The organism is Tenacibaculum aquaeponti, from assembly GCF_052084715.1.
In the GTDB taxonomy this organism is placed as follows: domain Bacteria; phylum Bacteroidota; class Bacteroidia; order Flavobacteriales; family Flavobacteriaceae; genus Polaribacter.
Genome location: NZ_CP197288.1, coordinates 261,611 through 284,202, shown reverse-complemented (window position 1 = coordinate 284,202; position 22,592 = coordinate 261,611). Strand labels below are relative to the sequence as shown.

The 22,592-nt window shown below is 29.6% G+C and carries 29 protein-coding genes; 5 read left to right on the top strand and 24 right to left on the bottom strand.

Annotated features, from left to right (window positions below):
• Positions 1-40 precede the first annotated feature (40 nt).
• The 24 genes from ACSIGC_RS01350 to pepE form a co-directional block, all read right to left on the bottom strand.
• Entirely contained in the window at positions 41-1,489 is a 1,449-nt protein-coding gene (locus tag ACSIGC_RS01350) for a nicotinate phosphoribosyltransferase (RefSeq protein ID WP_442266387.1), read from the bottom strand.
• Positions 1,486-2,559, bottom strand: coding sequence for an adenylosuccinate synthetase (locus ACSIGC_RS01345; RefSeq protein WP_442266386.1), 1,074 nt, complete (start codon positions 2,557-2,559; stop codon positions 1,486-1,488). Before ACSIGC_RS01345 ends, ACSIGC_RS01350 begins: the two co-directional genes overlap by 4 nt.
• Before the next feature lie 2 nt (positions 2,560-2,561).
• Complete coding sequence (locus ACSIGC_RS01340; protein WP_442266385.1) at positions 2,562-3,419, bottom strand: hypothetical protein; 858 nt, start codon at positions 3,417-3,419, stop codon at positions 2,562-2,564.
• Between the two features lie 2 nt (positions 3,420-3,421).
• Positions 3,422-3,757, bottom strand: a complete 336-nt coding sequence (locus ACSIGC_RS01335; RefSeq protein ID WP_299621980.1) for a hypothetical protein — start codon at positions 3,755-3,757, stop codon at positions 3,422-3,424.
• A 105-nt stretch (positions 3,758-3,862) separates the two neighbouring features.
• Positions 3,863-4,855 (bottom strand): ADP-ribosylglycohydrolase family protein, encoded by a 993-nt coding sequence (locus ACSIGC_RS01330; protein WP_442266384.1) that lies wholly within the window; start codon positions 4,853-4,855, stop codon positions 3,863-3,865.
• A complete protein-coding gene (locus ACSIGC_RS01325) occupies positions 4,852-5,403 on the bottom strand; it encodes an NADAR family protein (RefSeq protein ID WP_442266383.1) in 552 nt (183 codons plus the stop codon). The genes ACSIGC_RS01330 and ACSIGC_RS01325 overlap by 4 nt, the downstream gene beginning before the upstream one ends.
• Before the next feature lie 12 nt (positions 5,404-5,415).
• Entirely contained in the window at positions 5,416-5,958 is a 543-nt protein-coding gene (locus ACSIGC_RS01320) for a DUF6939 family protein (protein ID WP_442266382.1), read from the bottom strand.
• Positions 5,959-6,269: 311 nt separating this feature from the next.
• A complete protein-coding gene (locus tag ACSIGC_RS01315; protein WP_442266381.1) occupies positions 6,270-7,046 on the bottom strand; it encodes a metallophosphoesterase family protein in 777 nt (258 codons plus the stop codon).
• Position 7,047: 1 nt separating this feature from the next.
• Positions 7,048-7,860: an SIR2 family NAD-dependent protein deacylase gene (locus ACSIGC_RS01310; protein ID WP_442266380.1), complete on the bottom strand. Its 813-nt coding sequence runs from the start codon at positions 7,858-7,860 to the stop codon at positions 7,048-7,050.
• Between the two features lie 245 nt (positions 7,861-8,105).
• A complete protein-coding gene (locus ACSIGC_RS01305) occupies positions 8,106-8,699 on the bottom strand; it encodes a DUF4291 domain-containing protein (protein ID WP_299677949.1) in 594 nt (197 codons plus the stop codon).
• A gap of 10 nt (positions 8,700-8,709) precedes the next feature.
• Positions 8,710-9,309 carry a macro domain-containing protein gene (locus tag ACSIGC_RS01300; protein WP_442266379.1) on the bottom strand — a complete coding sequence of 200 codons (600 nt, stop codon included), beginning with the start codon at positions 9,307-9,309 and terminating at the stop codon, positions 8,710-8,712.
• Positions 9,310-9,330: 21 nt separating this feature from the next.
• A complete protein-coding gene (locus ACSIGC_RS01295; RefSeq protein WP_442266378.1) occupies positions 9,331-9,879 on the bottom strand; it encodes a prolyl hydroxylase family protein in 549 nt (182 codons plus the stop codon).
• 7 nt (positions 9,880-9,886) lie between these two features.
• On the bottom strand, positions 9,887-10,432 hold the full coding sequence (locus ACSIGC_RS01290) for an RNA 2'-phosphotransferase (RefSeq protein ID WP_442266377.1): 546 nt from the start codon (positions 10,430-10,432) through the stop codon (positions 9,887-9,889).
• A gap of 83 nt (positions 10,433-10,515) precedes the next feature.
• The gene (locus tag ACSIGC_RS01285) at positions 10,516-11,382 is read right to left on the bottom strand and encodes an MBL fold metallo-hydrolase (RefSeq protein WP_442266376.1); all 867 of its coding nucleotides are present in this window, start codon (positions 11,380-11,382) and stop codon (positions 10,516-10,518) included.
• A gap of 82 nt (positions 11,383-11,464) precedes the next feature.
• The gene (locus tag ACSIGC_RS01280; protein ID WP_442266375.1) at positions 11,465-11,938 is read right to left on the bottom strand and encodes a macro domain-containing protein; all 474 of its coding nucleotides are present in this window, start codon (positions 11,936-11,938) and stop codon (positions 11,465-11,467) included.
• Positions 11,939-12,042: 104 nt separating this feature from the next.
• Entirely contained in the window at positions 12,043-12,549 is a 507-nt protein-coding gene (locus tag ACSIGC_RS01275; RefSeq protein WP_442266374.1) for an O-acetyl-ADP-ribose deacetylase, read from the bottom strand.
• 140 nt (positions 12,550-12,689) lie between these two features.
• Positions 12,690-13,112, bottom strand: a complete 423-nt coding sequence (locus ACSIGC_RS01270) for an ADP-ribosylation/crystallin J1 (protein ID WP_442266373.1) — start codon at positions 13,110-13,112, stop codon at positions 12,690-12,692.
• Entirely contained in the window at positions 13,109-13,543 is a 435-nt protein-coding gene (locus ACSIGC_RS01265; RefSeq protein ID WP_442266372.1) for an NADAR family protein, read from the bottom strand. The genes ACSIGC_RS01270 and ACSIGC_RS01265 overlap by 4 nt, the downstream gene beginning before the upstream one ends.
• Positions 13,536-14,504, bottom strand: coding sequence for an ADP-ribosylglycohydrolase family protein (locus ACSIGC_RS01260; RefSeq protein ID WP_442266371.1), 969 nt, complete (start codon positions 14,502-14,504; stop codon positions 13,536-13,538). Before ACSIGC_RS01260 ends, ACSIGC_RS01265 begins: the two co-directional genes overlap by 8 nt.
• A 65-nt stretch (positions 14,505-14,569) precedes the next feature.
• Positions 14,570-15,388 (bottom strand): TIGR02452 family protein, encoded by an 819-nt coding sequence (locus tag ACSIGC_RS01255; RefSeq protein ID WP_442266370.1) that lies wholly within the window; start codon positions 15,386-15,388, stop codon positions 14,570-14,572.
• A gap of 16 nt (positions 15,389-15,404) precedes the next feature.
• Positions 15,405-16,040, bottom strand: coding sequence for a DUF4291 domain-containing protein (locus ACSIGC_RS01250; protein WP_299840071.1), 636 nt, complete (start codon positions 16,038-16,040; stop codon positions 15,405-15,407).
• 218 nt (positions 16,041-16,258) lie between these two features.
• Complete coding sequence (gene prs / locus ACSIGC_RS01245; RefSeq protein WP_442266369.1) at positions 16,259-17,086, bottom strand: ribose-phosphate diphosphokinase; 828 nt, start codon at positions 17,084-17,086, stop codon at positions 16,259-16,261.
• Positions 17,087-17,151: 65 nt separating this feature from the next.
• Complete coding sequence (locus ACSIGC_RS01240) at positions 17,152-17,841, bottom strand: NUDIX hydrolase (protein ID WP_442266368.1); 690 nt, start codon at positions 17,839-17,841, stop codon at positions 17,152-17,154.
• Positions 17,842-17,884: 43 nt separating this feature from the next.
• Complete coding sequence (gene pepE, locus ACSIGC_RS01235; protein ID WP_442266367.1) at positions 17,885-18,598, bottom strand: dipeptidase PepE; 714 nt, start codon at positions 18,596-18,598, stop codon at positions 17,885-17,887.
• 81 nt (positions 18,599-18,679) lie between these two features.
• On the opposite strand from pepE, the gene ACSIGC_RS01230 reads away from it, so the two are divergent.
• From ACSIGC_RS01230 to ACSIGC_RS01210, 5 genes are all read left to right on the top strand, one after another.
• Positions 18,680-19,471 carry a hypothetical protein gene (locus ACSIGC_RS01230; RefSeq protein ID WP_442266366.1) on the top strand — a complete coding sequence of 264 codons (792 nt, stop codon included), beginning with the start codon at positions 18,680-18,682 and terminating at the stop codon, positions 19,469-19,471.
• Positions 19,472-19,573: 102 nt separating this feature from the next.
• The gene (locus tag ACSIGC_RS01225) at positions 19,574-20,341 is read left to right on the top strand and encodes a hypothetical protein (RefSeq protein WP_442266365.1); all 768 of its coding nucleotides are present in this window, start codon (positions 19,574-19,576) and stop codon (positions 20,339-20,341) included.
• On the top strand, positions 20,341-21,141 hold the full coding sequence (locus ACSIGC_RS01220) for a hypothetical protein (protein ID WP_442266364.1): 801 nt from the start codon (positions 20,341-20,343) through the stop codon (positions 21,139-21,141). Before ACSIGC_RS01225 ends, ACSIGC_RS01220 begins: the two co-directional genes overlap by 1 nt.
• Positions 21,142-21,216: 75 nt before the next feature.
• Positions 21,217-22,008 (top strand): hypothetical protein, encoded by a 792-nt coding sequence (locus ACSIGC_RS01215; protein WP_442266363.1) that lies wholly within the window; start codon positions 21,217-21,219, stop codon positions 22,006-22,008.
• 58 nt (positions 22,009-22,066) lie between these two features.
• A complete protein-coding gene (locus ACSIGC_RS01210) occupies positions 22,067-22,558 on the top strand; it encodes a DUF6702 family protein (RefSeq protein ID WP_442266362.1) in 492 nt (163 codons plus the stop codon).
• Positions 22,559-22,592 lie beyond the last annotated feature (34 nt).

Genomic DNA, 22,592 nt, shown 5'->3' with positions numbered 1-22,592 from the left:
TCAGTTTATTTAAAACACCTAAATCTTTAATTAACAAGGTTTATAATAATCGTTTTCTAATTTCAGCCAAACTATCATCGATTAATAATTTTCCATCTCTATATACTTCTTTTAATTCACCTTTTTGTTCTTCTTCCCAAGAAACTTGATCAACTAATTTGTACGTGTCATTTACTTTTTCAATTTTAATTAATCCTTTCGCTGATTTTTTAGTTCCATCATCTGTAATTGGATCTTTAAAAATGGCTCTTCCTTCTCCAGCTACTTCTCCGTACGTTGCTTTCATAGCGAACCCGAAAGTATCTCTTGTATTATATTGATATGTAAAAGAACCGATTCCTAAAACAACATTGGTAGATGCAAACCCTTTTTGTTTTAATCGCTCACAAATTTGAGTTGCTCTAGCTAAAGTGATACTGTCACCATAAATAGCTCCGATGTGTGCATCTAACTCTTTATACCCTTTTTCATTTGTAACTCCACCAAAAATATCCCAAAGTAATTCTACTACTCCTTTTTGTTCAACTTCTGAATTCGCATTTGGATTTCCACAAATAATATCAACTGGATCTCCACTATCTGGACGAATGACTACTTTTCCATCTCTTGCTAAAACCTCTTCTTTTAAATTCGGAAGATATTCTGTTAGCACTTTCCATAAATCCCAAGTATCAGAAACAATAGAAACAATTCCTTTAGGATACACTTCTGTAATTAATCTTTTAAATGTTTCTTCTTCTCCACTATTCGTTCCCATACACATTACAGAGTGTTCGGTTGCAGCAACAGATCCTCCAATTAACTCAGTATCAGAATTTGCATTATAGTATTCTTCTAAAAAATCTACTGATGGAATTGTATCTGTTCCTGTAAAACTTAATAAGTGACCAGATGCAGATAAAACAGCAGCTTCTAATCCTGCCATACCGCGCATAGAAAAATCGTGACCTTGCCAGTCTACAAATTCAGGAATTGAAGAAGTTTCTAAAGCATATTTATCTAAAATCTTTCTGTATTGCTTCGCTATTGTTGCTGAATTACAAGGCATCCAAATTGTTGTAGATAATAAAGTCTCAAAATAATTTGTTAACCAGAAAAACTCAGGTAATGTATTATACATCGTAAACATTGGTACACGAATCGGTACTGAAACTCCTTCTGGTAAAGCTTTAATTACCATTGGTAAAAATCCTAAATCGTGTAATGCTTCAATATGCGCTATACCCACTTGATTTTCGCCTAAATAATTGTTGATTCTTCTCGCATATCTTTTTGAAATTTCTTCTTTTGATTGCTGAAAGAAATTCTTCGAAAAATCATCAATAATATATTTTTTAATGAAGTATTGTAAGCCGAAGAATACAACTTCGTTTACACCTTCAATTCTACTTTTTCTTGGTGTCCAGTTAGAATATACTAAAGTAGTGTTATCAGGATATTGTCTTCTGTGATCTACTTTGTATCCGTCTGTATATAATAAGGGATTCATATGTTTATTTTTTTAATTGCTGTTGATTCTGCACCGTAAGAGCCATAAATTTCATCAAAATTTTCTTTTAATAACTCCCAATTTAATTCTGGTTCATATTGATCTAAACACGTCATTATTAAAGTTGATTTCTTTGATTTATTATAAATCTGGTCAATATTTTTCGCATGTAATAATAACAGTATGTTTAGTTTAGCTGTTCGTAAATGTTTCTGAAATTCGTTGTAAACACAGGTTTCTTCTTCAGTATTTACCAATTCTAATTCTTCTTCATTTAGCATCCAACCATTTCCATGTCGTGTCGCATAAGATCTTGTTATATAATAGGTTTCTATATTTTCAATGTTTAACTTTTCACAAATCTCTATGGCATTTTTTGCTGTGGTGTTTGCATAAGTGACATTAGGAAACGTACCATGATTCATATCTAATAATACTCCTTGACTACCTTCGAAAATAATGGTTTCATATGTATTTAAAAAAGAATAGTCTTTAATTTTTATATCTAAATCGGAAACACAATCTAAAAAATATGCTACTTCAGCGCTTAATTCTGGAATATCATATAATCCGTAATAGTTTGCAATACTGTTTAGTTTTTCTAAAAGCATAGATTTAGGACCGACCAAATCAATTGCATACAATTTATACGGTCCTTCATTTCTCTTCATTGTTGCTCCTATCCCTTTACCACAACTTCCGTGAACTAAATTTTTATTGTTTTTTCTATTCGACCAAACATCGAAAGGAGTCGTTACTTTTGCCAATGGATGAACTGACAAAGTAACGTTGCCTTTCTTCTTTTTTAATTCTTGTAATTCTGTATGCAAAAAAGTAGGATGAATAGTACAGTGTTCGCTAAAATAAGAAGGTAATCCACGTAATGCTCCACTACAAAAACTAGAATGTACGTGTTTTCTATCTCCTATTTTTACCGTATGTGCTGCTTGTTGTCCGCCCGAAAAACGAACTACTATAGCTTCTGGATTTTTAGTACACAAAAAATCTGTTGTAATACCTTTTCCTTCATCACCAAAACCTAATCCTATAACTATTTTTGCTTTTTTCATCTTTATAACATTTCTATATCATCAAAATTTACTCCTGAAATATCTGTTTTTCCACTTGCTGATGGATAATTTTCACATACTACTTTTGTAATAACTTCAGGAATTGTTCTGTAATCACTAACAGAAATACAATTGTCTCCTAATAATTGTTTCCAGCCTTTTTCTGCTTGAATTGCTCTTCCGGAATGATTTACGCTGATATGGAATACATCATATTTCTTTTGAACTTCTTGAAACAATTCCATTTCTGAAAATGTTTGCTGACCGCTTCCCATAATTTCTTTTATTGCTGAAGCTGGTAAATGTTTCAAATTAGGTTCGTCTCCAATCGTAAATAAAATTCCTTTTTGATTTCTCTTTTCAAAAGCATCTGTTCTTGTATGGAAGGCAGCGAAATACCATGATAACAAGTAACTTTCACCTGCATTTCCACCTCCACCAGATTCGATATAAGTTCTCGTTAACCACATATCTAATTCTTCATCACCAGATTCAAACTGACCAACTTGTAATGGATAACTGTCACATTCATGATCTCCGATTCCCAAGAATAATAAAGCGACATCTTCTGCTCCATTTTGAATAATTCCTCCCATTAACTTAGGCAAACCTTCTTTAATTAAATCGTGTGGAATGTGTCCCATACTTCCTGTAACATCTAACGCTAAGATTACTGGAAATGAATTTGGGTGTACTTCTGAATCTCTCGCTTCTCTGAAATCTACCCCATTCGGATTCATTGAATTGTGCGCGCGTCTTTCTCTATTCTGCTTAAAGATTTCATTTATTGACTTACTTGCGTAGCCTTCCTTTTGTGCTTTTAAAGCTCTTTTACTTAAATTGTATCTAGTTCCTCCCATAATTATATTTTTTTACCGAATAAGTATTCGTATCGTTTTTGTGCAATTTCTAATTGAATGTTTAAGTTTCTGATTTTTAAGGATAATTCTATGTCTTTTATCACAAAACTTTCCGGATCAAAATCTGCAAACGTTAAACTGTTTTTATCTAATGGACTGATGTCTATCGCTCCTTCTTGTTCTCTAGTTAATCTTTTAATTTTTAACTCGATGTCTTCTACTCTTCTTCGATAGATTAATTCTGCATCTTCTCCAATAGTTTTGGCTCTGTCTTCTCTAATTTGATCGTTATTCCTTCGTAAGGCATCAACAAATCTTGGTTTTAATTCTTCACTCATACTATTTATTTTATCACAAACAAATTCATTTGCGTAATTACAACACAAATATAATTCAAGAAAACATATCTACAAAATATTTTGCGTTACATTTACACAATTAAATTAAATTTTAAAGTTTTTAACTATTTTTTTAAAGTAATTTTTCCCTTCTACATTATCAATCATGTAGTTTGGAATACTTTTTAAACCATGTATTCCAGCCATTATACTAGTTGTAATAGAAGCTACTGAATCTACATCTCCTCCTAAATAAATTGATTTTTGTAATGCATCAAAAGCATCTGCACTCTGTTTTAAAATATACAAAACGCAACCTGTTGTATATTTTGAATCTGAAGGCATTCCATGAATTCCGCTTAAAAAATAAGGAACTTCTATTGGTTGTTTTCCACAAAGAGTGACAAAATCATTATTTGTTAAATCATTATAATCTGGTAAATCTTCAATCAAACGTAGATACGTCTTGTATTCCTCATTTAATGAAACTGTTTTAAAACAATAAGCTATTACATCTTTTACATTACCATTCTTCTGGATTAAAAACTCTGTTGCTCTGGCGATACATTGACTAGATAATATGGCATTTATATTAGGATGCGTTGCATTTGCATTGATTTCTGCATATTGATTTATAAGATCACTTTTTATTAAACCTAAAGGAACAGATCGCATTGCTGGAGCATTTCCAGGATTTGGACGATCTTTTTGAAATTCACGAATTTCTTCAATAGTCTTTTCGCCAGAAAAACACCAACGCATAGATCCATGTCCGTTTCGTCCGTAACCTTTTTCTAATTTTCCTTTTTCATACTCTTCAGTCCATTTTTGTACTAATAAAGCTTCACAAAACTTTTCTTTAGACTGTAATGCTTTTAATACACCAATAGTCATTTCGGTATCATCGGTATATTCCCATTCATGATAATTTTCAGTGAATACACTTATCTTTTCATCAGGTACTTGAATCTTGTGCCTTACATTTACAAAAGAGGAAAAATCAACGTGTTTTCTTATCCAATTTCTATCTTGAAATTCTACACCTGCTCCATAAGCGTCTCCAATTGCTGTTCCTAATAATATTTCATATAACTTCATTTTTCTACTAACTTATCACGAACTTCCATTAAAACATAACCTAACAAATTTAATCCTTTCCACCTGTTCGGATTTTCAATATTCTTGTAATCTGAAGCCAAACCAACTCCCCATACTTTATCATACGGACTAGCTTCTACCAAAATTCTATCTTTAGTGTTGATTAGAAATTCTTTTAATGCGTCGTTTTGAGAGAACTTTGCTAAATTCCCCTTATAGACTATTAAATATTTCTGATTATCCCAAACTGATGAATTGAATCCTTTAACTTTTCGTCCTAGTTGTTTCACATCATGCGGATGTTTTGAGGATAAGATTTCTGCTAAAACCTCATCATCGTTAAACAATCTAGCTTTTTCTGCCATCATGTAATGTTCAGCAGTTTTGTATGCAATTCCGTTGATAACAAAATCAGACTCCCACCACTGACTAAAGCATGATTTGCTTATACTTCCGTCTTTCTTTGGTTGATGTCCCCAGAAGAATATGTATTTTAAATGTTCTCCTGTATTATATCTTTCTTGTATAGTTGTATTTGAATATTTCATAGCTTTTATATTCTATAATCTTCCTTCTATTTTCATTTTAATTAATCCAGCATGAGATAGAGGTTTTCTAGGATTTTCGATATCTTCATTTGTTTCATAATCTAAAAGAACTAATGTTTTACTTTTAGATAATTTAGTTAACTCTCTTAATTCATCTTGTAAAACATGATCTAAAACCCAATTATATACTGGTAAATAAATTTCTTTTCTTGCTGATATATAATCTAACAACTCCTCTCCTTTTACTCCTTTTCTATGTCCTAAAGGTTTTCCAAATTTTCGAACTGTTCTTTTTAAACCTTTCATGGAAGTTACCTCAAACTTTGATTCATCTACATCATGTGTTTCAAAAACTTTTAATCCTTGCCATATTCCTTCTACAGAAGCTGAATATTTACCTTCAGAAAAAGGAATTGGAATATTTCCTAAAGGATAAAACGGACTAAATTTTACCATTGGCATTTCTCCTTTTGAAGTTACATCAACTATAACTGCATCTGGAAAATCTTTTAAAATGTTTTCTATCTTTCTTCTTTTACTTTGAATAACAATCATGAAATTAGTTTAAATAGTTAATTATTCTTTTTTCCATTGATGAAAAAAGAATCAAAAAAATCTAGTCTTAAGAAAATTACGTTCTAAAACCTCATCCTCGACACTAAATAAAAAGAACTCGCTTCGCTTAAACAACTTTTTATTTTTTACGTGTCTTACGGTGGATTTTTAGGCTTATTTTCTAATGACAGCTTATATTTATTATTAATTTAAAATATTATATTCTTCAATCTTATTTTGATGTGAACCTGAAATAAATTCAGGTTGACGTGTATTCTTTAACTATACATTTCGAATAATTATAAAGTTTATTAATCTGGAATATTATATTTCTTTTTAATAACATTATATGAACTTTCATTTCTTCCGCTTTCATCTGGATATAATGAATATAACTCTTTACTTTGTATAAACTCCTTCGTATCGATATTTAAAGCCGTTAAACATCCATTAAAAGCTGCTCCGGTATCTACATTCCAAACATTAGCTCCGTTCATTGGCCCAAATTGATTATATCTTGTTGTTGGTGTATGTCCGATATAAATCTCATGAAATAAGGTCAATCGTTTCGGGTACAATGGTGAATCTTTATCTAAAGTTTTGTCTAAAGAAATTGCCGTTTCCCAAAGTGTTCGATCCCAATTAAAATTAGATTCATACACTTCTTTTTGCGGTCCGTGCATTGATGAAAAACCAGCATGAATAAACAATCGATTATCAGCATCAATATGAAATAATTTCATCTGTTCTATAAACTGTAAGTGCTGTTGTTTATCATATTCTGTATACCCTTCATAACTTTCAATTGTTTTAACACCTCCATGAAATAACCAAATGTCATTCGTTATTCCACTTCTTAACCAGTTTTCGCAATATTCATCGTGATTTCCTTTTATGAAAATACAATCGTGTTTTTCTCTTAATTTCATTAAATAATCGATAACCTGAGCAGATTCACTCCAACCATCTACATAATCTCCTAAGAAAATTAAGGTATCGTTTTGTTGTAATTCTAATTTATCAATTAACTGACGTAAGCCTAATAAGCCTCCGTGTATATCTCCTATGGTAAATGTTCTTGGTTCCATTTTATAATGCCTCTTGAAATTGTGTTAAAAAATCTAGCGCTGTACCTCTAAACTTGTAAAACTTCTTTTTATCTCCGAAGTTTTCTGTAAAGTTGTTGTCTTCTAGATTTACGTCTATTACAGCCCCTCCGTATTTAATTGTTTGTTCTACTAATCTATTCGGTAAAGTAGTAGCACCAGAACTACCTAAAATTATTAAAACTCCAGAATTTTTAGCTATTTTTAATGTTGTGTGTAATTTAAAATTTCGTTCATTATAAAACTCGTCAAACCATAAAATATTCGGACGCGTATCTGTTCCGCATTTTGGACAAACTAATAATTGCTTTTCATCATAACTTAAATCCTCATCTATAGCTTTTAACTGAATCTCTTTAGACATTTCATAAACATCTTTCGAACATTCATCTGCACAACGCATTTCTCTTAAATTACCATGTATTTCGTATACAGTTTTAGATCCTGCTCTTTGATGCAAGTTGTCTATATTCTGTGTGATTAAATGAAAACGATCTTGTAAAGTGTTTTCTATTTCAACTAATTTAAAATGCGAAGCATTCGGTTTAGCTTCTGCAAACATTTTCTTTCTAAAAAATGTGTATTGCCAAACTTCATCTGCATTCTTACTAAAATGTTCAAAAGTTCCAAACGATTCGGGTTTGTAATATTTCGTTCCTTTTATCCATATCCCATCTGTTCCTCGGTAAGTTGGTATTCCACTTGCTGATGATATTCCTGCTCCTGTAAGGAATGTGATGTTATTTCTATTATTTTTTGAATTTACTTTAGTTAGTATTTCTTTTAACTCTTTCATTTTATTTCTTTATTTATCATTCTTTTTTCCATTGATGAAAAAAGAATCAAAAAATCTAGCCTTAAGATCATATCACTCTAAAAAAGAATATCCTCGATGAACTCGTTTCACTCAGACAGCTTTTCATTCTTAACACATCTTGTGGTAGATTTTTAGGTGTATTCTCTTTATGACACTTCTCATAATTAACTTTTAAACTCTTTTGTACATCATAACTATTTCTAGTGTATAATTTATCTCTAAAATTATCTTATGCCTATTTTATCTTCTAATGAAGAAGGCAATTTATAAATTCGTTCTTTGGGAAGAAGTCTTTTGGCTTCGGTATATTTTCCTTTCTTCCTCAGCTCATTGATTTTCTTCGTTAAAGGAGTAAAATCAACAATTTCTTGAATCCATTCTTCATTAAATTCATGTATTAAGCACCTACTGATTCCTACTTGAATAGATCTATGTTCCAATTTATTTCCTCTAATATTTCGTTCTGGATCCCATTGAATATGAACTTTAGCTTCTTTAAATTTTTGTTCCCATTCCATTCCACTTTTATAAACTTTAGTATCAGGATCTGTTAATACCCCCATTTCTAAAGCTTTCTCCCATTTAATTCGTTTTATTTTAATTCCCAAAATATAATCTTGATTACTTTTTGTCCCCCAATTACTTCGTTCCATTAACCATAAATATGATGGTTTAATCCATGTCATTCTGGTAAATGAAAAAGGCGATTCAAATCGATTATTTTTAAGAGCTTTCGTTGCTATTATTTTGTTATAAGCCTGATAAACAGTTATTGTATTTTTATCATAACTGGCTCTTATTTCCTGATAATTAGCCATTTTTTAAATTTTAATAATCCCATATCAATCCTTTTTCATTTAATCGATATTGGAATTTTTGTGTGTCACCAAAGGTTTTATAGTCTTTATAATTTCCTAAAATAACTTCATCGTATGCTAAAAACATTTGATTTGCTGCAATATCAAAAGGCATTCTTCCACAACCTGTACATAAACCTGGAACAGCAATGGTATGAATTTCTTCGTGTTTTTTTGCCGCTATTAAAATTGCTTTCATTGCTAAATAAGCATTTACAGAAGTTGCAATATTAAAACTCATAGGAACTCGCATTGTTGGAGCAGATATCAAATACGGGATTTTTTCATTCTCCGTTGGAATTATCATTGACTGCCCTACCAATAATTCTCTTTCATCTAACTGAGCTATTCGTTTTTGTAATTCGTCTTGAATATGCCAACCTAAAGTTTCTGATAAATGAATATCTAAACCTCCATCCATAAAACCAAAAGAATTTGCTGGACTGACTATAGCGTCGCAAGCAACCTTAACGATATCTTCTCCAATAATTTCAACATCTTCAAATTCTGAAAAGTAAGATTCCCAAGCTTTACCTAATTCTGGTTCTTTATATACTAGTTTTATTTTCATGACACTTTACTTGATTAATTTTTAAACTCTTCTGTACATTACATCTGTTCTTAACACATACTTTACTCCTGAAATTAACTCTTTTCCTTCATGACGTAATCGATGTCTAAAAACTAAAGCAGTTCCTTTATTTGGTTTTACTGTACCAATGTTTCGAAAAGCTGTTTCTCCTCCTTCAAAATCATCATTCAAATAAATTAGAAAAGAATAGAAACTTTGCTCTTCTAAATTCCTTCTGTAACTTCCATCTATGTGCATTTTAAAGCGCTGACCTTTGGTGTATTTATACACTCGAAACATTTCATTTAAGCCAATTCTTTCATAAAATCCAACTTTCTTAGGAATAAAATCTTGTAATCGATTCCAAAAATCTTTTCCTAAATCTTCATCAAAAAACAAATAACGATCGTTATTACGAACTCCTTTATTCATTACCTGATTTCCATCTACAGAAATTTTTGCTTCTTCAAATTCTACTGTCTGGTATTTTAGTAAATACTCAAAACACTCTTCTTCTGAAAGGAAGTTTTCTATTAAAAATATTTCGTCGTGTACATTAATTTTTTTCATAGTTGTTTTATTTGTCTATAAACTTTGCTGGCACATGATCTGTTAACCATACTCCGTTTTTAGATTGGTAAAATTCGTATCCTGCCATATGCATAGCTCCTGAGCGAACAGTTAAAATCGTTGGAACTCCTCTTCTACTTCCAACTTTTTTAGCTGTTTCTATATCTTGACTTAAATGCACATGTTGTCGGCTCATTTTTTGCAATCCTTTTTCTCTTATCGATTGCATAAACTTAGGCACCGTTCCGTGATATAAATATTCTGGTGGCTGAATAGCTTCTAATTTTAAATCAATCGTTTTTAAAGAATGACCTTGATTGGCTCTAATCTTCGTTTGATCTTCATTAAAACTAAATCGCTTTTTATCGTTTGTTGCAACTACTTCTTCTAGTTTTTCTATTGAAAAGTGCTTTCCTTTTCTTTTCGATTTCTCAATAAGTTCAGCTACATCTGCCCAACCATTTTCATCTAATTTCAATCCGATTAAATCAGGTTGATGTCTTAGTAATAGACTTAGAAACTTACTTATACTTTTTATTTCTCTTTCGTTCATTTTGTTTTGTTTTTAATTGATCTCAACTGCGTCGTTTTGACATTATACACTTATACGCAATCTCAAGTTTTAACTATATATAGTTAATTTAAAGGTTTTTGATTTAAAATATCTCTTTGATATCTTCCTAAAGGAACTCTAAATACTGGTATTTTAATATTATAGTATTTAATGAGCTCTTTAATTGTTTGATCGATCTGTTGCATATCATACCGCGATGAAAAATGACCTAAAATCAGTTTTTCAATATTGATTTGACTTACCATTTCTAGCACTTCTTCTAAAGAACTGTGTTTATTTTTATCATTCCCTTTTTCTACTTCTTCTTTCTTTAAAAATGTGGCTTCATGAATTAACACTCCACAATTATCATATTTAGAATAATCATACACTGGTGTATCTCCTGAATACACTAGAACTGAGTTTTTAATCTTCTCTTTGATAAAATCTTCTCCTTTATCTTGTTTTATAGCGATAATCTCTTTTGAAGACAAATTCGAAAACTCTTGCTTCAACTTATGTTTTGTTTCAAATACTTGAAAAGACAAACTTTTCAATTGATCCTTCACATCTATATGTTGATTTTCAAAACATAAAACTTCGATACCTGATTTTATCTGAATAATTTGTTCATCTTCTAATCTATTCCATCTTGTTCCATATGTATGTGGATCAAATTGACTAGTGAAATTTTGTATAAATGGAAACGATCCTGAATCTTTCGGATAATAAATATTTGGTTTACGATGTGCAAACAATTGATTATACTGAAAAATTCCACCTAAATGATCTCTATCTGCATGTGAGATAAAAATGTTTTTTATTTTACCACACTTTCCTAATAAATTGGATGTTAATCCGTCGCCAGCATCAAATAACAATCCAAGTTCTTCAATAAAGTACCATGTTGAAAATAATGCTGTTGAATATCCATGTATGGTTAGTTTCATCTTTTTATTTTTTTATTATTTCGAGACAAGAAGTAATCTATTTACAGATTATTTTGTCTCCTTGTATTCTTGATAACTTTTATTATAAATCATACACTATTGTATCGATTTCATTTTTTATTAAATTCTCTGTGATAATTGGCTCTATTTTTTCCCATTTACCTCCTGCTAATCCACATCCTATTCTTGGCATATGTACAGAAGCATTTAACTCTTTCGCTACATCAGACAATTTTGCGAGACATTTATTAACTGCTTCATATCGTATTGGAACTCCATTACTACCAGTTTTCATTCCTCTTTGCCCTATCATATTACATACATATACAAACTCATCAACCTGTATAATTTGAATGTTTCCAAGCTTAAAATCATTTTCTGATCTTTCTCTATGCCATTTCCTATAACTGGTCTCTGGTTCTTTCCATCTTTTTGAAATAGCCAAAACAAATCCTTTTCCCCAGCCTCCTAAATCATTACATATATGGGCTATAATTTTAACTCCTTTTGCTTGAGGTGAAGTTGCATCACCTTTTATATATTTTATCTCTTTCATTTCTTTATCATTTTTAATTGAGAGTTTACATCATATCATCTGTTGCATTCATTTTGTCTTGATACAAAGAATCAAAAATCAAAACAAATAATGGTTTACTCCTTTCATTTCAAAATATCTTCATAAATCCTGTAATTATCTTCATCAAAGCAGACAAAAATTAGCTTTTCTACAACTGGGTGTTTTTTTACCGTTTCAATAGCTATTTCTGCTGCTAATTGTTTAGGAAACTTGTAAATTCCTGTACTAATGTTGGGAAAAGCAATCGTTTTTAAATCATGTTCCTTCGCTAATAACAAACTATTTTTATAGCAATTGGTTAATAATTCTTTTTCCAACGCTAATCGATTTCCTCCGTTATAAACCGGACCAACAGTATGGATTACTTTTTTAGCTGGTAAATTTCCTGCTGTTGTAATTACTGCTTCTCCAGTTTTACATTTTCCTTGTCGATTTCGAATCTCTTGACAAGCCTCTAAAATAGATTTCCCTCCTGCTCTATGAATTGCTCCGTCTACTCCAACACCACCTAATAAACTAGAATTTGCTGCGTTTACAATTGCATCTACTGCTATTTTAGTAATATCTCCTTTATGTAATTCTATTTTCATATTTCTTGTTTTATTATCATATCGAGTGATTCCAATATATTAGAATTGCATCGAGATATTTTAATTTGTTCTCGATACAATTTTTCTTCCGATTTCGATAAACTCAATCTTCAGAAAAATCACTCGAACTGACATATTACTTAATTATGAAAATTTTCTACAGTTTTCATAATTTCATTTACAAGTAGACTTTCACTAGTTTTATAATCTTTACCGATATAAACTTTAAGTGTTTTTATTTCTCCTTGTATCGAATCATTAAAACTTTCCAACTGATTTGCTGAAACCCATAATTCATTATGAATTTTCCCGCCTACATTTTCGATTGGATATTTTTTAAACTCATCTTCAGAAATTTCAAAAGCTGTTACAAACCCTAAATAGTTACCAAAAGGATCTGTGGTATTCCATTTACTTGCTATTTCTGAAGCATATTCTTCATTTAAAACAGGATAAAAAATAGGTTGCCATTCTAATCTTGGCGGAAATTTTTTAAATCCACTTTCAGCTATTAATTGCATTTCTTTTTCTCCTACTGGCCTATATAACTTTATCTTTTTCATCTGATTTTGTCTCTTACTCTCATTAGAATTTTACCTAATTTATTAAATCCTTTACCATTTTTACCATCCCCCCAGTACAGATCATTCTCTGTGTGTTCTATTATTTCAAAATCTAAAGTTTGTAAAAGAATTTCTTTAAGGTATTCATGCTGTGTGAATTTTGCATAGACTGCCTTATACATAACATTATCTTTAACCTTGTCCCAATTCTTTTTTATTTTAATTCTTCTAGACCTACCTAATTCAGCTGCTTTCATCGGACTAGAGCTCTTTCTTATTGTTTCCTTGTAAGTAATACTTTCAAATTTTTGAGCTTGAAAATAATGTTCAGATGTTGGCCAAATTTTACCATCTAATTTAATTGGATATAAAGCAAAATTTGAAAACTCACCCCACTTATCATTAACACTGTAAAACTTAATTTTACTCATAATCTAAACTTTTTGAAAACCGATGTGATAAATCGATTATTTCTTCTCTTTTTACTAAATCATGTAACCAATCTTTTGGTATACATTCTTCTTCATAATATAAACCTGCTAAGGCTCCGGTAACACAAGCAGTTGTATCTGTATCTTCACCTAAATTCACAGCTTTTAAAACTGCTTCAGCATATGAATCTGTAGTTAAAAAACTCCACAAACTCGCTTCTAAAGTATTTAATACATAACCTGATCCACTAATCTGTTTTTCTTCCAATTTATATACAGGTTCTATTATATAATCGCCTATTGGATTTTCTAATATTCTATGAAACTTATTGATTTCACTTTCTGAACAAATCCCATTTTCATTTAAGAATTTATTCACTATGTGTTGCATATTTTCGTAAGCTTCAAATTTTTCCAATCCTCTTAATAAACCTATCATAAACTCCACATAAATGAAACAACTCAGTACAGAGCGAATATGCCCATGTGTAATTGAAGAAACTTCTTTAACTTTTTGAAATCGTTCTTCGATTGACATATCTTTTACATAAAATGCTAACGGACTTATTCTCATTAAAGATCCATTTCCATTATCAAACTCTCCAGTTCCACCTGCTAATGTTGCTGGCGTTCCTTTTGCAAAAGCATTTATAGCTGTATTTGTTGCAATTCCGATATCGAAAACTTCTCCGTGTGCCGTCCAATAACTATCTCCATACCAACGTACAAAATTTGTAGCTATAGATTTTGTGTTATAACCTTTACATAAACTTTCGGCCAAACAGAATGTTAAAGAACTATCATCGCTCCAAGTTCCTTTAGGTTGGTTATGAGAACCAAAAGCTCTCATTGTTTTTACTGGATTTTGCTGTAATTCAAATCTTGTTTTAAACTCCACAGGAACTCCCAAAGCATCTCCTACTGCTAATCCTAAAAATGTTTGTTCTATTTTCTTTTTCATTTTGTTGGTTTTGATTTTTTGAATTGGTGCCTTCGAGTACCTCAGGCACCAACTCCAAATTATATTTAATCAAACTCTTTTTGAAATGCTTCTATAAACTTTTCATTTTTTGAATAGATTGCAAAGACTACTCTTTTAAATTGATTTTTAAACTTATTGTCAAGATGCGATTTAAACAACTTTGCAATATCATTAGGATCATTCTGAAAAACTCCACATCCCCAAGCACCTAAAATCAAAGTATCGTGTTTTTTTGCATAACTTAGACTTAAAAGCTTTTCAATACGCCTGCTCATCACTTTTGGAACACTTTCAACTTTATTCGGTTCATTACGTTTTACTGCTCCTAAATTTACTGCTGGAGAAGTAATAAAACTGCATTGTTGATATTCTGATAAAAGCTCTGTTGTATGGTCTCTAAAGACTGGCACATTTGGACTGTAAATCATGTTATCTGTATACAAACAAGATTTCATCTTTCTATGCATTTCATAAAATTCAAAAACACTCATTTGAGATTCATGCAATCCTGATGATAATGCTAAACTTTCTTCTTGTGCTAATGAACCATTTAAAAAGCCTCCTCCTGGATTCTTTGCTGAGGCAAAATTTAAACACATTACTTCTTCATTTTTTGACAATCTTAAAATTGCACTAATTGAATCTTCATTAGTTACTTCAAAAATCGTATCGAAATTTTTATCTAAAACTACGTTATCATTTAATTCATCTAAATCTTCAGATGTATAATGTACTGTGTTTTTTACTGAATTATCTATATCTGTTTTTAGTTCTACTCGACTATTATTTTTATCATAATAAAAACCATCTTCAAAGATTTTTACTGTCTCTTCTGCTTTTATTTTTCTTCCTGCTCTATTCACTTTTTCTTAATTTTATTTAATTAATCTTCAAAAACCGATTTACTTCTTCATTAAAACTCAAATATGGTTTTTCTTCTGGAAGCTCTAAGGCATCTAAATTTTTGTTTAATACGAATTGATATTGTTGATTCACATATGCTGATATGTCTTCTATTTCAATAATATCTTCTTTACCAAATTTTACTATTTCTTCGTTTCTGATTCCTAATTGAATTGCTCTACGTTCTAGTTTTGCTCCATACGGATCATGATCTGGATCCCACTGTAATCGAATGTTTGAATTTTGAACTTCTTCTTTCCAAGCTTCTTCATTTTCGTACAAATGCGATTGATAACTCGAATACACAGCCTGACTCAAATAGCGTTCGAAGGCTGTTCTTTTTAAATGAATTGCTAAAACAACTTCTTGACCTTCTTTTGTTCCCCAACCATTTCTATACATCATCCATAGAAAGTTTGGTTTAATCCAAGTCATTCTTGTATACTTAAATGGACCTCCAAAAAATTGGTTTCTCACAGCAAAATTCCCGATCGCTGGTCTGTATGACTGATATACAATTACTTTTTCTTCATCGTATTGAGCCATGATATGATGACCTGATTCTGGCCATTCATTCAATTGTTCTTTATAATTTTTTAATTTCAGTTTCATTTTTTTATAATTATCTACAATTTGTAATAATAAACTTACGTCAACCTGAACTTGTTTCAGGTTCTCATCACGAATTATTCTTTGATAGTTTTATGAGATTCCGAAATAAATTCGGAATGACGTTACAAGATTAATTTCAATTTTTATCGAGAAGTTTTCATCTCTTAAATAGTTCTCGATACAATCCCGATAAATCGGAATTACTCGAACTGACATTATTACATAAGCGTTTCCAATTTTATCTGCTGAACGTCTTCAACATCTTTAAAACTATCTGTTGTAAACACTTTTGTAAACTTTTCTTTTAAATGTTTTACTCCTTTACTAAAAATTCCGTGACTTACAGCTAAATATAAATCACCTGCGTTTTTCTTTTTCAGTTCATCTGCTAACCCCATAAAAGTTCCTCCACCATCACAAATATCATCTACAATTAAGCAATTCTTCCCACTTAGATCTTCTTCGTAAACTTTAAAACCTTCCAGTTTTCCGTTTGTTACATTTCTCTTTTTCGAACATTCTACTACAGCAATTCCCCCTAAATATTCCGACACTTTATATATCTTTTTCAAAGCTCCTCCGTCAGGAGAAATTAATAACACTTCAGATCCAATTTTTTCAATTACTTTTTCAATGAACTTATAATTAGTTATCACTTTACAATCATTTAAAACTGCTGGAGTAACTTCAGAATGTGGATCAAAAACAGTAATTTCATTTAATTTCAAACTATTTAACAAATCCGCGTACACTTTTACCGTTAATGGTTCTCCAGGTATCATAACCCTGTCTTGTCTTGCTCCTGGAAAATATGGTATAAAGAGACTGATTATTTTTACTCCACATCTTTTAACAGCATCAACTGCACACAATAACAATCCTACATCATTAAAAGAAGTAACTCTAGTTGTTATCGTTACTTTTTCAACATTAGTTAAATCAGACGATATTTTAATGTGAGGTTCTCCTCCAGAAAAAGTGAACGATTTAAATGTTACTTGGTTACCTCCTAATGGTTCAAATGTTGAATCTAAATTGAAAATCATTTTTGTGTTTTTTTTACGCAAAACTAAAACATAAAAACAAACTGACAAAATAATTTGTGTAAAAATTACACTATCTTAATTTCAAAGTGGAATCCTTCTTGTACTAATTGATCGTATTTCTTTTTATTAAACTTAAAGAGTTTTGCAGGTCTACCGCTACCTTGCTGATGAATTTTGTCGGTTTCTTCTACAATTTCAAAACTCAATATTTTTTTTCTGAAGTTTCTACGATCAATCTTGTGTTCTAAAATTGTAGTGTATAAATTTTCTAAGTCTGAAAACGGAAATTCTTTATTTAATAGATCAAAACCTATGGGTTGATATTGCAATTTAGCTTTTAAACGATCTTTAGCCATATCTAATATCATTTGATGATCGAAAGCTAATTCTGGTAAATCATCTAACGAAAACCATTGTACATCATTAGCATCTGTGTCTGCTTTAATAGTGAAGTGATTAGGACGTACTAATCCAAAATATGTAATAGATACTACCCTATTTCTAGGATCTCTACCAGGTTTTCCAAAAGAATACAGCTGTTCTAGATAATCGAATTTAACTCCAGTTTCTTCTTTTAATTCTCGTTTTACAGCATCTTCTAAAGACTCATCATCCATAACCAATCCACCTGGTAATGCCCAAGAATCTTTAAAAGGTGCTACTCCTCTTTTTATTAATAAAACCGAAATTTTCTTGGCTTCGTAACCGAAAACAACTGCATCTACAGCTACCTTAATATTTTGAATTGCTGGCATAGGTTTGTGTTAATAAAACACAAAATTACAAATTATTCGATTTTTAACTCAATGTTTCCTGTTTAATTATAGTATCTGTATCTAATTCTACAGCTACTGCATCTTTTCTAAACAAACGAGCAGTATATTCTCCTTTTAACAAAACCTGATTGTCAGTTACTTGCAACCAACTTCCTTCACGTAAACCTAAAACAGGAGTTTCATTAAAAACATGATATTCTTTAATTCTTGTTTCTCTAGTTTCCCCCATATGTTTCGATGTTGGATCTGGATCTAAATAATGCGCATTGATATTAAAAGGAATTAATCCCATGGTATCAAAACTCGGTGGATATACTATTGGCATATCATTCGTATTCATCATGGTTACTCCACAAATATTACTTCCTGCACTTGTACCTAAATAAGGAGTTCCGTTTTCTAAAACTTCCTTAAGAATATTAATTACATTATTCTTGTATAATTGATTTACCAATTCAAAAGTATTTCCTCCACCAGTGAAGATTCCTTCAGCATTTTTAACTGCATCTACAGGATTATCAAATTCATGTATTCCTTTTACTTTTATTCCTATTTTTTCAAAAGCTTCTTTAGCTTTAGCAGTATAAACATCATAAGAAATTCCACTTGGACGTGCATAAGGTATAAATACAATTGTATTTACATTTTTGAAAAAAATTGATAATTCCGGTAAAATATATTCTAAGTATCCGCTACCATGAACGGTTGAAGTACTTGCTATGATTAATCTTTTCATAATTCAAATTAACAAAAATTTACAGCTGTATTAAAACTTTTTAAGAAGGATAGTTCTTTTATTTGTAAATCAATTAATTGTATGCAAAGATTATTACTTTATCTAATTTTATTTTTTTCTATCCTTTCTTATTCTCAAAATAAAAGAATAGAAATATCTGGTACACTTTCAGATAGTTCTGGTAAAGTAATAGATGCTCATATCATAAACATTACTTCGAAACAAGGAACTTTTTCGGATGAAGCTGGTAACTTTGTTATTCCTGTAAAATTAGGAGATGAATTAAAAATTACTTCCATACAACATAAAGAGGAAAACCTAATAGTTGCTAATGTTATCATTAAAAACAAACGGCTGGATTTAACTTTATTTCTTAAAGATTATCTCTTAGAAGAGGTTGAAATAAAAGAAACATATTTAAGTGGAAGGTTAGGAACTGACGCTAAAATAATAGGCAAAAGTGATCGTCAAAAAGTAATGGAAAATTTAGGAATTAATCCTTTTCCTAAAAAACTATCTAAAATTGAGAGAGAAATTAAAACAGCTTATGCTGGTGGCATACAATATAATTTAATAAGTGTAACTGTTTCTGTAGATTATGTTATTAATTCTATTTCAGGAAGAATAGACAAACTTGAAAAACAAAAAGAAATACTAGACAATAATGATAAATTAGAAAAACTAAAATCAACATATAAAAGTTACATTATTAATGATTTAAAAATAGATTCTACAGAAGTTTCAAGGTTTTTATATTTCTCACACTTTGACAATGGTTTTAAAAATGCTTATGATAACGGAAATTTAGACTTAATTTTATTCTTAAAAAAGCAAGCTCAATTATATAAAACATTAGAAAAAGAAAATAATTAACAAAAACAAAACTTACTTCACGCCTTTCTTTAACATATATTTACAGAGTCCTTAAAACTTTTTAAGAAGTATAGTTCTTTAATTTGCATTTCAACCAATTATATGCAAAAACTATTACTTTATCTTATTTCACTCATTTCTTTCTTATCCTATTCACAGAGCAAAAGAATAGAAATTTCAGGGAGTCTTTCCGATACTACAGGAAAGGTTGTTAATGCACATATCATCAATACTACATCTAAACAAGGGACTTTTTCTGACGAAAATGGTAATTTCGTTTTACCTGTAAAACTAGGTGATGAATTAAAAATTACTTCAATCCAACATGAAGAAGAAAATTTAATAATTGCCAACGTAATTATAAAAAATAAACGATTAGAATTAGTTTTAATTCTGAAAGATTATTTATTAGAAGAAGTTGAAGTAAAAAAAACATATTTAAGTGGAACAATAGGAACTGATGCCAAAATAATTAAGAAAAGTGAAGAACAATTACTAATGGAAAAATTAGGTTTTAATCCTTTTCCTAAAAAAATACCACAAATAGATCGTGAAATATTTACAGCTTCATCTAGTGCTGGACCAGTACCTTTAGACTTGATTATTAATACTCTTTCTGGAAGAATTGCTAAACTTAAAAAAAAGAAGAAACTTCTTGAAAACGAGCAAAAAATGGACGCTATCGAAAAAACTCATAAAATGTATATTATCCATCAACTAAAAATAGATTCAACAGATCTTTCTCGATTTATTTACTTCTGTCACCTCGACAGTGACTTTAAAAAAATAAGTAAATCTAATGAGTTTGGAATGATAGAATTTCTTCAAAAGCAAGCTAAATTATTTAAAAAACTAAAGAATAATAAATAATGCGTAATCTATTAACCATACTTTTTATCTCTCTTTCACCTGTAATAGCTATTGCACAAAAAACAATTACAATAGATGGAATTATAAAGGATAAAACTGGAACTGTTTCAAATGCTCATATATTAAATAGAAATACTAAAAAAGGAACTATTTCTAATGATAATGGTAAATTTGAAATTAAAGTACAGATAAACGATATTTTAGAGATCAGTACTATTCAACACTATAAAAGAATTATTACAATTACAAATGAAATTCTAAAATCTAAAAAATTAGACTGTGAAGTATTTTTGAAAAGTAACCTATTAAATGAGGTGGAAGTTACTAATGGCGATTTATTTAGTGCCTTTCATAAAACAAGAGATCCTAAATTAGAAAAAATAGCCATAGCTAGCTCTAAAGGTGCCTTAAATTTTTCTAACGTTAAACCTGAAGCCAATTTAAATTACAATAAAAATGATGAAATTAACAAACGCTTAAACAATATTGTAGATCCTACAAAACAATTTGAAGGTATAAATTTTGGTTTTTTCCTTTCTTTTTTTAATTCTAAAAAAAACAAAAAACAAAAGAAAGATTTAAAATATAAAGAAAGTTTCCCTAAACTTTTAAAAGATAAATTGGGAGATGATTTTTTCCATAAAAAGCTAGGTATTCCTAAAGATAAATATCATAATTTCCTTTTGTATTGTGAACCATTAGGAATCGAAAAAAAGTTTAAAAATGGAGATTTAATTGGAGTAATGGATATTTTCTTTAAAGAACATAAAAATTATTTAAACATTATAAAAAAACAATAATTTTTTATTCATAAAGAGTAATATTTTTTGTATTTTAAATGAGAATTTTTATTTCACATTTAGACCTATTTTCCTATGAAAAAAATCATATTTCTATTTTTAATTTTTACAATTCATTTTTACGCACAAAGAACACAAATAACTGGAACTATTTCTGATAATCTAGGAATAGTAGATAACGCTCATGTAATTAACTTAACATCAGCAGAAGGTACTTTCTCAGATGCTAAAGGATACTTCTTAATTAATGCTCAAATCGGAGATGTTCTTCAAATTACTTCAATACAACACTATGGTAAAAAAATGAAGATTTCTTCAATTACTATGGATCGAAAAAAAATTAATATTCTCTTAGAAATACAAGAACGCGTTCTAGAAGAAATTGAAATAAAAAAAACTACATTATTACAAAGACTTACATCAGATATTAAAAAAACTCCAAAAAATATCGGAGTAGAAAAATCAAAAAAAGCAACTAAATTTGAAAATGTAAAAACAACAGATAATATTGTGTTATCTAGTGCTATTAAGAAAAGTGAATCTGAAATGAAATCAGATCCAATTTTAGCTTTTGAAGGATTAACATTAGTTCAATTTTCTCTATTCACTTCGAGCGAAGAAAAAAGATTAAAACAACGTATTAAAAAAGAAGTATTTCGTGATCATTTACCAGAAAGAATAATGAATATTGTTGGTAAACAAAACTTTACAGAAACAATTAAAATTCCAGAAGATCAAATACTTAATTTTATCAATTATAGTATCGATGATGAAATTACAATGAATGTACAACGAGAAGAACATTTTAAAGTTATTGAGAACTTAAAAGAAAAAAGTATTTTATATTTGAAAAAATTAAAGGACTAAACTCACTTTTATTATAAAAAATCAATAATTTGGCTCAGCTTTTGAAGCTTTACAAGTCATGAAAAAAATTCTAATTCTATTTATAGGGATTTCATTTTTATCCTTTACTGATCACAAATACTACATTGCATTAACAGAAATTGAGCATAATTCTACAAACAATTCAGTAGAAATGATTATGAATGTTTTTGTTGATGATATAGAAAAAGCTATCAATACTGATTATAATACTGACCTACAATTAAACACTCAAAAGGAACATCAAAATACAGATTCTTACCTTACTAAATACTTAAAAAATCATTTTAAGATTTCTATTAATGAAAAACAAGTAGACTATAATTTTATTGGTAAAGAATATGATGGAAATATCGTTTACTTCTATTTAGAAATTGAAAACATAAATGAAGTAAAAAGTATTGAAGTTGAAAATGATGTTTTAGTTCAACACTTCTCCGATCAACAAAACTTAATAAAAGTAAAAGTAAATGGAGATCGAAAAAGCCTTTTTCTAACTAAAAAAAATGATAAAGGTTTGTTAAAGTTTTAATCAATATATTTACTAAACTTTAACTTTATCAAAT